We start from the raw sequence: 15,945 nt of genomic DNA, 5'->3' as shown, positions 1-15,945 counted from the left end.
TGATCATGAACAAGGTGAAAGCAAACGAAATCAATTTAACCACCAACGAGGCGTTGGTACTCCAGCAAGTCTACGAAGATGGCGGTGACGATGCGGCCATGCTGGCAGCGCAAATGGGTATGCCGCGCCGAACGGCGATGAATGTGCTGGCGGACTTGCGGCATAAAGGTTTGATGGCAATCGACCAAGCATACGGCGACGCTTGGGTGCGACTAACCACGCGTGGTAAACGGCTGGTACAGCGAATTTGGCCGGAAGCTCAGGCGATAGCTGCCTAAGTATCACCTATCGGCAACCCATGCAGTCATATTGACTACTTCAACCCCCGAAAAATACTTGATTTGACGTTATCATACATCGCGTTGTCTCCAAGGAGTTTCTTCATCATTTTCACATCGTCGGGCTGTCCTGCTACAAGATATTGAGCCTTGTTGCCATGTCCATCAATCGCCTGCTTGAAGCGTTCTTGGCTTTGAGAAAGGCTAGCACTGGTCTCATAAGTCATATTGGCTGTTTTGTTTGCTAGCTCTGAGAGTTCCTTATCAAAGACCTTTACTCCCTTGTCTAGGTGATAGAGAATGACAGGGCGTTTACCGGCCCACTGCCTGACAATTGGTCGTATTGCTGAGATACCGACATCAGACGCGAAGCAAACCAGCGGCTCGCTACCGTCTGTAACTGACAAAGAAGATTCCAGCCAACTCATCTTGACCTGACTACCTGCTGGTAGGCTAGTCAAAGCTTTTTTATAGGGACTACCGCTATTGTGGGTTAGGATAATAATTTCATTATCCTCAGGACTAGAGGCGATACTCAGCCAACGAGCCCTTATGATCATTCTTTTCACCACCGAATGTCGTACTGGGTAGCGTGATCTTGGCATAAGAGCCTGCCTTCCATGTCATAGTATCAGGTTTTGCCAGGCGAATGACATGAAGGTCTCCGCTAGAGTTTTCGATAGATTTGACCGATAGCGTTTGGCCTCTCCCTAAGTAGGCGATGACACCCCAAGCGATAAGGCCTGTAGCCGCAAGAATAGACATAACGATGATTACCATTTTTTTACTCCTTTTCATGATGTAAAAATCCCTTTAACAAAGTTAGTGGCAAGTAGTTCTAGTGTTCTACCAATACCTGGAAAATCGCCTTCAGTGATATGCATATCCATGTAGTAAAATAGATTATAAACCTGTAAAATATCCTGAATTTTTTCCTCTGAATATCCTTCTGCTACCATGCGACCAGTAAAGGTTTCGACCAAAAATTGATGGAAGGTATTCGTAGCTTTACCCTTACCCGAAGAATAATAACCACGTAGTGTACGAGAGACGGCTGGATTATGCCATTCCGCCAGAATTTTATTGGATGAAACGAGACTTCGTGACTGTTCAAAAATCTGTCTCACAAGTTCAACCAAATCCTGCTGCCAATCAATGTCGTCCATCATCGCTTGGCGAATACGGTTGTTTTCTTCAATGTACACATCCAGAAAGATAGTTTCTTTGCCGTCGTAGTAGTTGTAAAAAGAACCGACTGCTACGCCAGCACGTTTAGCAATTTCTGAGATACCGGTCTCTTTATATCCCTTTTTTGAGAAGACATCATAGGCGGCTGTTTTTAATGCTTGTCTTTTGTCCAATGCTGGTGACCTCCTTCATGTTAATAATATGAATGAATAATTTTTTATATTCATTCATATCGTATCGAATTATGACCATTGTGTCAATAGAAGGGTGGCTGAGCGGCTGTTGGCAGATTCGTGATGTCCAAGGTTTGATGGCGATCGACCAGGCCTATGGCGACGCTTGGGTGCGGCTAACCACGCGCGGTAAACGACTGGTGCAGCGAATCTGGCCGGAGGCGCAAGCGATGGCCGTTTAAGGTTTGCCTAATCTAAAGATTTTATTGTAGTTTGGTAGGTATGCCTAGCAGAAACACCTTTATAGGCTGTGCTATAATTTTACTACGACACCGCTGCTGTCTAGAAGTTAAGAAAAACTATAAAAAGATACAACACTGTAGGAATTATGAAAATCTGGCACTCAGGACGAGAATCAAAATTACTCGACGATATTATCGCCGGGCGGAAGACGGTTGAAGGTCGATTGAATCGCGGAAAATTTGCCGAGTATCGAGTCGGCGATAAGATTCACCTGCGCCGCGATGTTCGCGATGCCGAAGGAATACTACACGACGGCGAACCAGATCAAGCACGCGTGGAGATTGTCGCTATCCGCCACTACAATTCCTTTTTAGAAATGGTGCAGGCCGAGGGTTACCACCGTGTTATTCCGCATGCCACCAGTGCCGAAGCTGCCGCTGCCGAATACAACAAATATTATTCCGTTGCTGACCAAAAACATTATGGCGTGCTAGCAGTGGAAGTTCGCTCATTGCTCTAATCTTTTAGTATGGCTATAATATACTGAAACCATAGCAAATAATGACTATGAAAAGGAGTCGTTATGAGTAATACTTCACCGCTGATGTTACACGGGCTGACCAAGCGCTTTGGTCATAAACTGGCAGTCGACAATGTGTCGCTGGAGCTACGCGAAGGCGAGGTGTTTGGGTTTCTCGGGCCGAATGGTGCGGGTAAAAGCACGACGATTCGGTCGGTGATGGATTTCTTGAGGCCGACGGATGGCTGGGTAGAGTTGCTGGGTGGACAGAGCGTTGAGGAACGAACGGCGCTTCATGATCAGGTTGGTTATCTGGCGGGTGACATCGCGCTGTATGAAACTATGACTGGTCGGAAATTGCTGAAGTTTTTGACGCGAACGGGTCGAAATGTTGATTGGCACTATGTTGATGAATTGGCTGGGCGTTTTGAGGCGGCGCTGGATCGACCGATTCGTCAACTTTCCAAGGGTAATCGTCAGAAAATCGGCCTGATTCAAGCTTTTATGCACCGCCCGAAATTGCTGATTTTGGACGAGCCGACTAGCGGGCTGGATCCGCTGATGAAGCAGGTATTTTACGATTTGGTGCGCGAAGTTTCTGGGCAAGGCGCCACGGTGTTTGTTAGCAGCCACGATCTGGCTGAAGTGCAAAAAATTTGCCACCGCGCTGGCTTTATCCGCGATGGAAAATTGATTGCTATTGAACCTATCGCGACCATGAAACACCTGGCGACTCACTGCTACATTGTGACCTTTGCTAAAAAACCGTCCCTGGCGGCAGCTAAAAAATTACCATCCATCACCGACGTTCAACACCGTGGCGACGAATATGAATTTACCGTCAAAGGCGACGCGGCAGAGTTTGTTTCATTCATCGCCGAACATAAACCAAAAGCCCTGCGCGAATCAGAACTAGAATTAGAAGAATTATTCATGCGGTATTATGAAGGCGAGGAGGCAAAGCGATGATGCGGCAGACGGTGCGGCAAAATTACAAACTGCCGCTGTTTTTGGGTATTGGAATTAGCGTTGTGGCGGTGTTGTTCTCAGCGCTGTTCAATAAATTTAGCGATCAATTAAGTCCATTCATCAATATGATGCCAGCCGGCATGAAAGCGGTAGTTGGCGATTTGGCGATTGGCACCACGCCAGAGGGCTGGCTGAGTATTGAGCTGTTTCCGCTGGTGGCGATGTTCGGGGTGGTGATTACGGCGATTATTTTGGGTGCTGGGGTAATTGGTCGGGAAGAGGATGCAGGAACGCTGGAATTACTCCTCGCTAGTCGGCGGACTCGTGTGACGATTGTGCTGCAAAAATATGTGGCGATGGCAGGATTGTTGGTGATTCCTCCAGTGATGCTGTGTATGACGATTGTGCTCATCGGTCCGCTGTTCGACTTTCATCCAAACCTCACTCACGTTGCCGGGGCCTGTGTGAGCTTGTGGCTTTTGGGGCTTAGTTTTGGCAGCCTCACCTTTGTCACCCAGGCAGTGACAGGTAGGCGCGGGCTGGCCGTCGGCGTTGGTAGTCTAATTTTTCTAGCAATGTACGCCCTGTCGATTACCGCCAAGTTGATCGAAAGTTGGAAAGATTACGACATTTGGTCGCTGATCCATTACTACAACATTCCGGGCAGTTTGATGGATGGATTAGACCTAGGAAAATTGGTAGTCTTAATCTTTGTGAGCTTAGCGGCGCTTGGCGTGGCAGCGATTGGCTTTTATCGGCGAGATACGGGAGTGTAATTCAGGAAACTGACGTTATATGACTGACATAGATCTGTTTGATTATATGGCGCAATAGAACAGGTATATGGTAAATGTTATAATTTCCATATGGAAACCTTGCCTCGCCCTGATAAGTTGCTGACCGACAGATCATTGCAGTGTGCTGCAACGGAGCTCGGTGTCGATGTATCTGATTTACAAATTACCTCGGTGAGCGGCGGCTTTTCGCGCAATCGCCGCGCCTTGGTGTCGGCGGGCGATAAGACAATTTTTGTCAAAGAGGTTGATGTCGATTTACTGCCGGACGATGGCGAGCGGGAATTAGCTTGGCTGAAAAAAGATTATGAAGTGACAAGGTTATTGCAGAAACTTCACCCGCAATATGTTGCCGATTGGATAAAACTGGATGGCGACGGGTACGTGCTGATGACAACCAGTTATGCGTCAGCCGACGGCTGGCTATGGCAGCCGCCAGCGGAAAAATTTGTGGTGAAACGATATATTTCAGCGGTGGTAGCGGCAACTCGCGAGTTGGAAAAAACGGAGTTGCCGCATGAAGTGGTTGAGGAGCTGCAATTACAGCCGTTTACGACGGCGGAACTCGGCTTGGATGAGGGCATTGATAGAATTATTGCCGAGGCTGATATTCGCCGTCAGCTGATCGAGAATTACCGGACACTATTACCAGAACAATCAGAAGTTAACCAGCGGCGTTGCCAAAAGACGATTGATTTACTGGGCGAGAGCGATAAATTAGTTGATATTTCGGTACGTGCTAAACGGTTCGCTAAACAGCCAGAAGACTGTTTTGATCACAGTGATGTTCGCAGTGATAATTTGGCGTTTCATCCGCAAACTGGTGAGCTGAAATTGGTCGATTGGAATTGGGCTTCCTATGCGCCTCGGGGGTCTGGTGCGACGGAGTTTCTGATCGATATGGTGCGACATGGTCATGACGTAACGCCGTGGTTGGATGAACTCAATGCGGAGATGTTAGCGGCATTTGTTGGCTTTTATCTTATCCGCAGCCTCAAACCGCCGCTTAAGTCAGGCGATAATCTTCGCCAAATGCAGGCGCTGTCAGCGGCCACCGCTTATGATTTACTGGAGCGTATATGACGACCTCTCATCCGCTGATCATTCTCCGCGGTAATTCTGGTTGCGGTAAAACCAGCACGGCGCGCTTGCTCCAGCGTCGGCTAGGCTACGGCACGATGCTGGTGTCGCAGGATATGGTGCGGCGGGAGATACTTCGCGTGAAAGACAGTGAAAGCAACCCGGCGATTCAGCTGATTTATGATCTGTGCATGTACGGCAATAACGTTGGTTATACGGTGATTTTGGAGGGTATTTTGAGTAATAAAAAATACGGCGCGATGCTGCGTCGGCTGCTGAATGATTTTCAGGGTGATAAGCTGGTCTATTATTTTGACGTGTCGTTTGCAGAAACGGTGCGCCGCCACGCCACTAAGCCAAACGCTCATGAATTTGGCGAATCGGAAATGCGCCAGTGGTGGAAAGATCAGGATGTTTTGGATGTGCCAGGTGAGCAGCCAATTGGCGAGAAGCTGGCTCAGGCGGAAATTGTTGATATGATTTACCGTGACGTTTTGGTATTATCAGAGGGAACAAATACTTCCGCATCTCACATGTAAATAATACAATGTATTTTCGTTGACAAACGCTATATATCGCGTGTATATTCTATATTAAGCACTAGATATGGTGTTTTAGAAAATAAATAACGTTTTTTGCAACACGAGTCCCTCGGGGAGGTTGGGGCTGGTTTGCTATTGTCATCATAAGGAGGGGTATGTACAAATCAATCAAAAAACGCGACGGTCGGACTGTCAAATTTGACCGTAAAAAAATTGAAAAGGCCATCGAGAAGGCGGGCCTAGAGACCGGCGAGTTTGACGCCAAGCAGGCCGTTAAATTGACTGACAAGGTATTGGCGGTACTGGAAACCCGCAATCAAAAACGTCTGCCGGGTGTCGAGGATATTCAGGATGTCGTCGAGGATATTTTGATTGATTCTAAGTTTAAGAAAACCGCCAAGGCCTACATCATTTACCGCGACCAGCATAAAAAACTGCGTGAAATTACTTCCAATGCGCACGTCGATTTGATCGATAAATACGTCAACAACTTGGACTGGAAAGTCAAAGAAAACTCCAACATGGGCTATAGTTTGCAGGGCCTGAATAATTACGTTTCGGCGGAAATTACTAAGACCTACTGGCTGGATAAAATCTATTCGCCGAAAATCGGCCGGGCGCATAAAGAGGGTGACTTGCATATTCACGACCTTAATTTGCTGAGCGTTTACTGTGTTGGCTGGGATTTGATGGACTTGCTGCGCCAAGGGTTCACTGGCGTTAAAAACAAGGTTGCCTCCAAGCCAGCCAAGCATTTCCGTTCGGCTCTTGGGCAGGTGGTCAATTTCTTTTACACTTTGCAGGGCGAAGCGGCTGGCGCTCAGGCGTTCTCTGATTTTGACACGCTCTTAGCGCCGTTCATTCGCGCTGATAAGCTGAGCTATGACGAGGTCAAGCAAGCGCTGCAAGAATTCGTCTTTAACGTTAACGTACCAACGCGGGTCGGTTTCCAGACGCCGTTTACCAACATTACGCTCGATCTGGAATGTCCAAAGCACATGGCTGGTAACCCTGTGATCATCGGCGGCGAGATGCAGGATACCAACTACGGCGATTATCAAGAAGAGATGAATATGCTTAACAAAGCGCTGCTCGAGGTGTTGTCTGAGGGCGACGCCAATGGCCGAGTCTTCACCTTCCCGATTCCGACGGTCAATATCACCAAGGATTTCAACTGGGATAATCCGGTCATTGAAAATCTTTGGGAGGCTAGTGCCAAGTACGGCATTCCGTACTTCTCAAACTTCATCAATTCCGACATGGATCCAGAGGATGCGCGCTCGATGTGCTGCCGCTTGCGCATTGATAATCGCCAGCTGGAATATCGCGGCGGCGGCTTGTTTGGCAGTAATCCGATGACCGGCTCAATCGGCGTGGTGACGATTAACCTGCCGCGCTTGGCGCTGAAATCGAAGAACGAGAAAGAGTTTTTCAAGGGCCTGGGCGAGCTGATGGATATGGCGCGCGACAGCCTGGAGACCAAACGCAAGGTGTTGGAACAGCTAACCGATTCGGATATCAGCCTGTATCCGTACACCAAGTTTTACCTGCGCGATATTAAAAAGCGCTTCAACGAGTACTGGAAGAATCACTTTTCAACCATCGGCTTGATCGGTACTAACGAAGCGGCACTGAACTTGCTGGGCGTTGACATTGGCACTGAAAAAGGTAAAGTCTTTGCCGAGAAAACGCTTGACTTCATGCGCGACCGCTTGGTGGAATACCAGAAAGAAACGGGCAATAATTACAACCTGGAGGCGACGCCAGCTGAGGGCACGACCTATCGCTTGGCGCAGCTTGACAAGGCCAGCTTCCCCGACCGAGCACACTTTGCCAATGGACTCGGCGCCACGGTCAAGCATCCGTTCTACACCAACTCTAGCCACCTACCGGTTAATTACACTGACGACCTGTTTGAGTTGCTGGACCTCCAGGACGAACTACAAACCAAATACACGGGCGGCACGGTGATTCACTTCTTCCTGGGCGAGCGCATGGATGATCCACAGACGCTGAAAAAATTAGTTAAGATGATTTGCGAACATTACAAACTGCCGTACTTTACCTTTAGCCCAAGCTTCTCGATTTGTGCTAACCACGGTTATATCGTTGGCGAACATCCGGCTTGCCCGCACTGCGGCGAAACTACCGAGGTGTACTCGCGGGTGGTTGGTTTCTTGCGCCCAGTTTCCCAGTGGAACAACGGCAAGCAAGCTGAATTTGACATGAGGGAGCATTATGACGATGCCGCCGAACACCAGCGAGCTTGCGCCGTCGCTGTCCCAGCTTAGGGTGGCGATCGGCGGGATTCAGAAGCTGTCGCTGGTGGACTATCCCGGACACGTGGCGGCAGCGCTGTTTCTCTCTGGCTGCAATATGCGCTGCGGCTACTGCCATAATCCTGAACTGGTACTACCCGAGCGGTTAGCGCCAAGTATCCCAGTCGAGGAGGCGATGATATTCCTAAAATCGCGCATTGGTCGGCTAGACGGTGTGGTGATTTCTGGTGGCGAGCCGACGGTACACGAGGATTTGCCGGTGCTGTGCCGGATGATCAAGAGTCTGGGGTTTGATGTCAAGCTGGATACCAACGGTACGCATCCTGACATGGTGCGCGGTATGATTGAAGAGGGGACGATTGATTTTATCGCTATGGACGTCAAAGGTCCGTTAGAGAAATACGTAGAAATTGCGGCGCGGCCGATTGATCTAGCGGCGATCAAGGACAATGTGCGGCTGATGATTGACTCAGGGATTGGTCATGAATTTCGGACGACGATCGTCCGCGAGCAGCTGGGGGTGGCGGATTTTGAAAAGATTGGCGAGTTGGTCAAAGGCGCTAAACGGTTTGCTTTGCAGCATTTTCGCACCGGTACGACGATTAGCCCGAAGTTTGCCAACTACCACACGTTTACCGACGAAGAGTTTAGAGCTGCCAAAAACATAATGGAAAGGTACGTTGACGAATGCGTGATTCACTAACGGTTGAAATTGTGCGGGTGCGCCAGGAAAACCCCGAGGTGACGACACTGTATTTTGTGCGGCCGATTGACTTTATGGCGGGGCAATACATTACGGTATTTATCGATGGCAGTCAGGTGCGCGAAGGCAAGGCTTATAGTATTTCCTCGCGTCCGAGTGAGGAGCTGATGTCAATTACCGTGAAAAATGTGGGCGGCGAATTCTCGAGCTATTTGTGTTCGCGCCGTGTTGGCGACACGCTGCAGATTAGTCGGGCGTACGGCGATTTCAACCCGCAGACTGAGCAGCCGCTGGTTGGCATTGCGGCGGGGTGCGGGCTCAGTCCTATTTGGAGTATTTTGGCGGATGCCCAGCAGTCGACCTTTCTCTATTTGAGTCAAAAATCGCCGGAATATATGGTGTTTACTGAGGAGCTGGCAGCGTCAAATATTACGGTCAAAAAGTTTAGTACCCGCCAGCAGGTTAAGGAGAAAGATGGCTGGCGGAATGGGCGGTTTGAGGCGGCGAACATTGTGAGTGAAGTGCCGGATGATGCGCATTTTCTGGTCTGCGGCAGCCTGCCATTTGTGCGCGATGTTTGGCAAAAACTAACCGCCGCTGGTGTCGACGAATCACATATTTCAACGGAGACATTTTTTGAGCAATGATTGGGGAGGCGACTACAAGAGAATCATCACCGGCAGGAATTGACGGTGATGGTTTTGACATTTCGTCGCTGAGAGGTGAGGATTTTTCGTCTGGCATTGGCGACATTGGTGAAGAGGTAAATGCTGATACGGACGAGGCGGCAAGCGGCCTTGACTTAGTAGCGGTGGCTGGCGGCAAAGAAAAGCTTGATACTTTCATGGATGGCAGCACCGACTTAAAAGATATGCCTGATGCGCCGGTTGACGCGTTATCGCTTGCCGGCAAAAGCGAGATTAATTCGTCGGAAAACCGGATGAGTGATGAGCGAAGGGTAGCAATATGTCAAGGTGTGGCGAGCGCCGCCTGTGCTAGTTGCGCGGCACGCGACGACTGTCCGATTTTACGTATGCGCAATTTTGCTAATGAAAATTTGCAGCCAGCGCCAGAACGCGAATCGTATTTAAGAGATCTGTTGAGTGACGACGATGACGGCATTGTCGTGGCGGGTTACGCTAATCCTGATAGCGGGGCGGATTTAACAAATGCAGATATCACTGAAACAAGCGATGATAAGACGGATAAACTAATTGAGCAGGTTGCGCCGCCGAATCAAGGCAATGAAATCCCGACTAGTGAAACAACAGAATCTCCAGACGAACCTGCGGATATTAAGGAGGCGGAACAATCGTTTTTGGAACCAACAGTTGCTACGGAAGATGCCGCTGATAATGTTGATGAGATTAGAGAAGCCCAGCCAGAAAATGTTAGCGGAGCGTTCGTTAATACATCTGGCGAGGAGTATTTTGCCGAACCAACAGAGGAAAATCGTCCGTCGATAGAAATAAAACAGCAGACTTTTGATGTTATTTCTGGTGCAGCAGATAAAGAAAACCAGCAGCCAGCATTTGAATCTTCAGACATACCGACACGAACGAAAACGAGAACTGTGCTGTCATCGCCAGCGGTAAGCGAGGATACTCAAACCGCTAACGAGAATAATACTTTGCCAAAAAATGAAACTGCCAACTTATTGTCTGGCGAAAATAAACTCGTCGATAGTGTTGTAGAAAATACATATAATGGTGATGAAGCTACTGCGCCGTCAAGTATAAAACCATCATCAATTGAACATCCGAAAGAAAATAACGTTGTTGCGGCAGCGCCAAAACTGTCTGATTCTGAACCGAGACAAACGGCAGCAAGCAGCTTCACGTCAGCTTCTGAACAGCGGTCGGCAGCGCAATTTGATGCAACAGAGATGAATAAGCCGGCGGCAGAATCAATTGATGGTTCTAATGTCAAGCCGCTACAAAATACACAGCCTCGCGAAGCTGAACTTGGCACGGTGGCAGGTTGTGATGGCTCTATCCAAGCTCTTGACGGTGCTGATAATGTACAGCCCGGTAACTTGACGCCGGACGTAGACGATGTGCCGCTATCTCAGGAGCGAACGGTCGCGGCTAGCGTGCCGGCGGAATACGATAAAAACGAGACGTACCAATCGCCAGGCAGTTATTCTATTGGTCAATCTGGCAGAACACCGCAAGCTATATTGTCACAGGAGCAGATGTCTGTCGAAAGTAGCGAGAACTCTTTGATTATCGGCGACCGTGCCGATTTTGATAATAATTTGGTACAGCCGAAGATTGATGATGTAGAAACAGATGTATTTGTAGCGAATGATGTGGTAAATACAACAAATAAAACTGATGTGGCGGCATCTGTAGAAATGATAGACATTACGCCGAATCTACCAGATAAACACACAGCAGTTGATAGAAATGACACTCAACTTGCCGTTGATCTGCCACAGAAATTGGGTGATGAATTAGCGGTTGATACGGATGCGACCGAGCCGCAAATTCCTGTCTTTAGGCAACTTGATTGCTCTGACACCACCGCGGACATCGGTCGCAGTGAAGATAAGATTTGGGCTGAGGAAGAGGTGTTTTTTGTGAAGCAGGATTTGCCGGGAGTGGAATCAGAATTAACCTTAACTGAAGTAGCCGCGGTGATATCGCCGGCAGAAGTCGTTACGGTGTGTGAAGAACCTGGTGATTTGGAACTCTCTGTAGACGGCGAGATTGGTGTTGATATGGATTCCGTGGGGCAATTGGACAATTCTAAGGCGGTATCAGTTCCTGAAATCACCAATGATTATGAGTCAGAGGAGCAGATAGTTACTTCCACCTCACCAGCCGTTGAGCTAATACCTGATGCTGAGTTGGACGAGGCGGTAGAGTCTGAACTGGGCGAGCAGAATGATTTGGCGGTTGCCGGCGCGGTTGATAATTACGGTTATAATAGCGAAACGAGCACCGTGAGTGACAATATCTTGGTTGTCAAAAACCACCCATCGCTGGGCTTATGGTCAGATGATAGCCGACTCAATCCGGAAGAGGAAGCCGTGGCGACAATTCAATCCGGTGCGACTGACACGTCATTAGCGTCGCGATTGGTCGGTGTGTTGGTAGTGGCAATATGTGTAGCGCGCGGTCGACAAGCCAGCGCGATTTTGAGCAGCCGATAGCCTTGACGCGTGGCTAGTGATGAGTGAGCTATGCGAGGTACGCGGATTACAGGGATTGGTAATTGATGTTTGGTAAGATTTTGTTTTATGACACGAGGTGGAAATAACGCGTCCTGCTTCCCCGATATGATAACAATGTGGCGATTATGGTGAATCTGCTGAAGATCACTGAAGCTATTAACAGATAATCCATGGACAAATTGGCGTTGGATTGTGATATTAGTAAAATTAACTCGCTTCATGACAGTGCGATAATTGCGCCGCATATATTTGTCAGTGAGAAGCGATCCGAATTGATGCAACATATTTTTTACTACACGCCGCTGGAATAGCTTGATGACACGTCGGTGGGATTGGTAATAGTTGTGTGTGAGTCCAAGTGGTTGAATGAGGGTGAGTTGGCTGAGGCGTGGTACATACTCTGGTTGTGCACAACAAAAGATTGTTGACGGGGCGGCTTGTGATTCAGCGATGATATGAAGCTGTTGAGTTTGGGTGTGTGCTAGTAAATAGTCAAGGGCTTGTTTGATGAAGGCTGCCATGAAATCATTGGCATTATCTTCATTAAGAAGCCAGTGGGGCGCGCCTTGAACAACGGCGATGTTGGGCGGGCATATTTGGGCTACCCGGTGAAATATGTGCTCAACTTGACCACTACCGAGCAGGAGGATCGTATCAAACGACATGTCATCACTCGTAAAAAGTATTTCGCACGGTATGGTGTGAGAATTGTGAGAAAAGGAAATAGTTTGCCGTCGCATTGGCCCTAGTATAGCATGGCGAGAGCTTGATATAATAAGATTATGAAGGTGCTCGACAAGCCGAAAATCGACCGTCCGCGCGAGAAATTGGCGCGTTACGGTACGGCGCGGTTGAGCGACTTGGAACTGCTGATGGCGATTATTGGCAGCGGCAATAAGCAGGCAGATGTTGGTAAAATTGCGCGCGATGTGCTGAAAATTTTGCGTCAAAAAGGCGGTGATGTTTCGTATGATGATCTGCGCAGCGTGGTTGGCTTGGGCGAAGCGAAAATCCCGGTGATTCTGGCGAGTTTGGAGCTGGCGCGGCGGTACTTGCTAGATAGCGACCAGCCAATCATCGACAGCCCAGAAAAGGCCGTCGAACTGCTGGCCGACATTCGCGACAAAAAGCAGGAATATTTTGTTTGCCTGACACTGGACGGTGCGAATCGTTTGATTGCCAAGCGGGTGGTGACTATCGGCACGTTGACGGCCAGCCTGGTACACCCGCGCGAGGTCTTCGCCGATGCCATCGCCGACCGCGCTGCCTCGATCATCGTGGCGCATAATCATCCGAGCGGGAGCTTGGAGGCCAGTCAGGCTGATAAAGATGTCACGAACAGGCTGGCGGAAGCGGGAAAACTGCTTGGTATTACGCTTAATGATCATATTATTGTTACGAAAACTGACTACAAAAGTCTGCTACACTCAGAGTAAACGACCCCCAATCTGATATAATTTATCTATGAATACAAGGGAGCTTGAAAAGCAGTTGTGGGCTGCGGCGGATAAACTACGGGGTAATATCAGCTCGTCGGATTATAAATATGTGGTATTGGGGCTGATTTTTCTAAAATATGTTTCAGATGCGTTTTCGGTGCGACATCAGGCAGCGATTGATGAGAATTATGATCCTGAAGACCGGGATTGGTATTTGGCGGAGAATATTTTTTGGATTCCCAAGGAGGCTCGTTGGGAACACCTGGTGGCGAGCGCCAAGCAGCCAGAAATTGGCGTGCTAGTCGATAGTGCCATGGAAGCAGTTGAACGCGATAATCCAAGTTTGAAAGGTGTTTTGCCGAAAAATTATGCTCGTGAAGCCCTGGACAAACGTCGCCTGGGTGAACTTATCGATTTATTTACCAATATCAAATTCGACACTGCCAGTTCCAAAGACTTGCTTGGTCAAGTGTACGAATATTTTATGGGTATGTTTGCTGACAGTGAGGGTAAGCATGGCGGTGAATTCTACACGCCGCGCTCCATCGTGAAATTGCTAGTAGAAATGCTTGAGCCATACAGCGGGCGCGTGTATGACCCATGTTGCGGTAGCGGCGGTATGTTTGTTTGGAGCGAGAAGTTTGTCGAGGAGCACGCAGGCCGCGTTAGCGATATCGCGGTGTATGGCCAGGAACTGAACGAAACGACTTGGCGACTCGCTAAAATGAATATGGCAATTCGGGGAATTGACGCGAATATCAAACGCGGCGACACCCTGGTGGATGACCAGCTTCTCGACCTGAAAGCTGATTATATCTTGGCCAATCCGCCATTTAACATCAGCGATTGGGGTCAAGAGCACTTGCAGGCTGACCCGCGCTGGAAGTATGGTCTGCCACCAAAGGGTAACGCTAACTTTGCGTGGATTCAACATATGATTCACCATTTGAGCCCGCGCGGTACTGCAGGCTTTGTGCTGGCAAACGGGAGTATGAGCAGTCAAACTGGCGGTGAAGGTGACATCCGCAAACAGCTGGTTCTTAATGATATGGTTGACGCTATCGTCACGCTGCCGAGCCAGTTGTTTTTTAATGTGGCTATACCATGCTGTCTGTGGTTTGTGTCGCGTGATCGTGCCAATCGTCACGGCAAAGTGCTGTTCATTGATGGGCGTAATTTGGGCAAAATGGTCACCCGTCGTAACCGCGAACTGACTGCGGAAGATATCGCCAGGGTAGCGAAGACATATCATGATTATAAAACCGCCAGCGCGGATTACACTGACCAGCCAGGTTTTTGCAAAGTTGCTGCACTAGGGGAAATCAAGCAGCATGATTACGTGCTGACACCCGGTCGTTACGTTGGTGTCGAAGAGGCCGAGGAAGACGATGAACTGTTTGTCGAGAAATTTGCTAGGTTGACGGCTGAGCTTGAAGGGCAGTTTGCGAAGAGCCGTGAGCTAGAGGTAAAAATAAAAGAAAATCTTGCCAAAATAGGGAAAGAAATCAAATGATAAGCGGCGATAATCCAAACGGCGAGATGGTGGTGTATGTTGGCGATGATTGTAAGCCGCAGATTAATGTAAGGTTCCAAGGTGAAACAATATGGCTTACTCAAGCTCAGTTAGCCAACCTTTTTGATACCTCGCGACCAAATATTACCATGCATATTAAGAATATTTTTGATGAGGGCGAGCTAAATGAGGCTTCAGTATGTAAGGATTTCTTACTAACTGCTGCAGACGGTAAAAAGTACACGACAAAACATTATAATCTTGACTTAATCATCTCGCTTGGTTACCGCGTGAAGTCAAATATAGCAACGAATTTTCGTATCTGGGCTACCGAAAGACTGCGTGAATATATTACTAAGGGCTTTGTCATGGACGATGAGCGTCTTAAAGAAAATAGTGGCGGAAATTATTGGAAAGAGCTACTTGAGCGAATTCGAGATATTCGTAGTAGTGAAAAAATATTGTATCGGCAAGTGTTAGATTTATTCGCCACCAGTCAAGATTATAATCCGAGCTCCAAAGAGCAAATAGAGTTTTTCCAGATAGTTCAGAATAAGCTGCACTACGCTGTTAATATGTTGACTGCCGCTGAGGTTATTTACTCCAGGGTTGATTCTGACAAGCCATTCTTAGGGCTCACGACGTTTCGCGGTCAGCAACCTACCAAAAGTGAAGCGCAAATTGCTAAAAACTATTTGATGGCTGATGAACTTGGCATACTCAACCGCCTCGTGAGTGCCTTTTTTGATCTCGCTGAGCTCAAGGCTATCAATCATGAACCAATGCGCATGGCTGATTGGGTGCGTGAAGTTGACAAATTTGCGGCTACCTACGGTAAGGGCGTCCTTGATAACCCGGGCAAAATATCACACAAAACCATGCTCACCAAAGTTGCCAAAGAGTATGAATCATACAAAGAACGTATGCGTAATCAAGAGCTGAGTAGTATAGAGCAGCAATATCTTGAGGAGTTGAGGGCTGTGCAGAAGAGGGTTGAGGGGAAGAGATGAATGAGATAGTAAAAAATAGGGCTGGGAGCATTTATA

At 48.3% G+C, this 15,945-nt stretch carries 16 protein-coding genes and 1 pseudogene; 14 read left to right on the top strand and 3 right to left on the bottom strand.

Features of this window, described 5'->3' with window-relative positions; translation table 11 throughout:
• Positions 1 to 5: 5 nt before the first annotated feature.
• The gene (locus GWK78_04350; GenBank protein QHU94219.1) at positions 6 to 278 is read left to right on the top strand and encodes a winged helix DNA-binding protein; all 273 of its coding nucleotides are present in this window, start codon (positions 6 to 8) and stop codon (positions 276 to 278) included.
• Between the two features lie 35 nt (positions 279 to 313).
• On the opposite strand, the pseudogene GWK78_04345 reads toward GWK78_04350, so the two are convergent.
• Together GWK78_04345 and GWK78_04340 are read right to left on the bottom strand one after the other, a co-directional pair.
• Positions 314 to 1,076: pseudogene (locus tag GWK78_04345) on the bottom strand (ferredoxin reductase).
• Positions 1,073 to 1,639, bottom strand: coding sequence for a TetR family transcriptional regulator (locus tag GWK78_04340; GenBank protein ID QHU94218.1), 567 nt, complete (start codon positions 1,637 to 1,639; stop codon positions 1,073 to 1,075). Before GWK78_04340 ends, GWK78_04345 begins: the two are co-directional and overlap by 4 nt.
• Before the next feature lie 71 nt (positions 1,640 to 1,710).
• Here GWK78_04340 and GWK78_04335 point away from each other — a divergent pair, with 71 nt between their 5' ends.
• The 10 genes from GWK78_04335 (at position 1,711) to GWK78_04290 (ending at position 11,926) form a co-directional block, all read left to right on the top strand.
• Positions 1,711 to 1,881, top strand: coding sequence for a hypothetical protein (locus GWK78_04335; GenBank protein QHU94217.1), 171 nt, complete (start codon positions 1,711 to 1,713; stop codon positions 1,879 to 1,881).
• 146 nt (positions 1,882 to 2,027) lie between these two features.
• Positions 2,028 to 2,402 carry an ASCH domain-containing protein gene (locus tag GWK78_04330; protein QHU94216.1) on the top strand — a complete coding sequence of 125 codons (375 nt, stop codon included), beginning with the start codon at positions 2,028 to 2,030 and terminating at the stop codon, positions 2,400 to 2,402.
• A gap of 84 nt (positions 2,403 to 2,486) precedes the next feature.
• Positions 2,487 to 3,371 (top strand): ATP-binding cassette domain-containing protein, encoded by an 885-nt coding sequence (locus tag GWK78_04325; GenBank protein ID QHU94281.1) that lies wholly within the window; start codon positions 2,487 to 2,489, stop codon positions 3,369 to 3,371.
• Positions 3,368 to 4,147 carry an ABC transporter permease subunit gene (locus GWK78_04320; GenBank protein ID QHU94215.1) on the top strand — a complete coding sequence of 260 codons (780 nt, stop codon included), beginning with the start codon at positions 3,368 to 3,370 and terminating at the stop codon, positions 4,145 to 4,147. Before GWK78_04325 ends, GWK78_04320 begins: the two co-directional genes overlap by 4 nt.
• 90 nt (positions 4,148 to 4,237) lie before the next feature.
• Entirely contained in the window at positions 4,238 to 5,248 is a 1,011-nt protein-coding gene (locus GWK78_04315; GenBank protein ID QHU94214.1) for a hypothetical protein, read from the top strand.
• A complete protein-coding gene (locus GWK78_04310; protein QHU94213.1) occupies positions 5,245 to 5,784 on the top strand; it encodes a uridine kinase in 540 nt (179 codons plus the stop codon). The genes GWK78_04315 and GWK78_04310 overlap by 4 nt, the downstream gene beginning before the upstream one ends.
• Before the next feature lie 158 nt (positions 5,785 to 5,942).
• A complete protein-coding gene (locus GWK78_04305) occupies positions 5,943 to 8,078 on the top strand; it encodes a ribonucleoside triphosphate reductase (GenBank protein QHU94212.1) in 2,136 nt (711 codons plus the stop codon).
• Positions 8,032 to 8,769, top strand: a complete 738-nt coding sequence (locus GWK78_04300) for an anaerobic ribonucleoside-triphosphate reductase activating protein (GenBank protein QHU94211.1) — start codon at positions 8,032 to 8,034, stop codon at positions 8,767 to 8,769. The genes GWK78_04305 and GWK78_04300 overlap by 47 nt, the downstream gene beginning before the upstream one ends.
• Entirely contained in the window at positions 8,754 to 9,416 is a 663-nt protein-coding gene (locus GWK78_04295) for a hypothetical protein (protein ID QHU94210.1), read from the top strand. The genes GWK78_04300 and GWK78_04295 overlap by 16 nt, the downstream gene beginning before the upstream one ends.
• Positions 9,413 to 11,926, top strand: a complete 2,514-nt coding sequence (locus GWK78_04290) for a hypothetical protein (protein ID QHU94209.1) — start codon at positions 9,413 to 9,415, stop codon at positions 11,924 to 11,926. Before GWK78_04295 ends, GWK78_04290 begins: the two co-directional genes overlap by 4 nt.
• On the opposite strand, the gene GWK78_04285 is transcribed toward GWK78_04290, so the two are convergent.
• Entirely contained in the window at positions 11,815 to 12,612 is a 798-nt protein-coding gene (locus GWK78_04285; GenBank protein ID QHU94208.1) for a hypothetical protein, read from the bottom strand. The genes GWK78_04290 and GWK78_04285 overlap by 112 nt on opposite strands.
• Before the next feature lie 117 nt (positions 12,613 to 12,729).
• Between GWK78_04285 and radC the strand changes: the two genes are divergently transcribed.
• From radC to GWK78_04270, 3 genes are read left to right on the top strand one after another with little or no spacing between them, the layout of a single operon-like run.
• A complete protein-coding gene (gene radC, locus GWK78_04280; protein ID QHU94207.1) occupies positions 12,730 to 13,383 on the top strand; it encodes a DNA repair protein RadC in 654 nt (217 codons plus the stop codon).
• A gap of 28 nt (positions 13,384 to 13,411) precedes the next feature.
• On the top strand, positions 13,412 to 14,899 hold the full coding sequence (locus tag GWK78_04275) for an N-6 DNA methylase (protein QHU94206.1): 1,488 nt from the start codon (positions 13,412 to 13,414) through the stop codon (positions 14,897 to 14,899).
• Positions 14,896 to 15,909, top strand: a complete 1,014-nt coding sequence (locus GWK78_04270; GenBank protein QHU94205.1) for a cell filamentation protein Fic — start codon at positions 14,896 to 14,898, stop codon at positions 15,907 to 15,909. The genes GWK78_04275 and GWK78_04270 overlap by 4 nt, the downstream gene beginning before the upstream one ends.
• The last annotated feature ends 36 nt before the right edge of the window (positions 15,910 to 15,945 follow it).

Source organism: Candidatus Saccharibacteria bacterium oral taxon 488 (assembly GCA_010202845.1).
Taxonomy (GTDB): Bacteria; Patescibacteriota; Saccharimonadia; order Saccharimonadales; family Saccharimonadaceae; genus Nanosynbacter.
The sequence above is the reverse complement of the archived record's forward strand: the minus strand, read 5'-3'. Positions and strand labels throughout refer to the sequence as shown.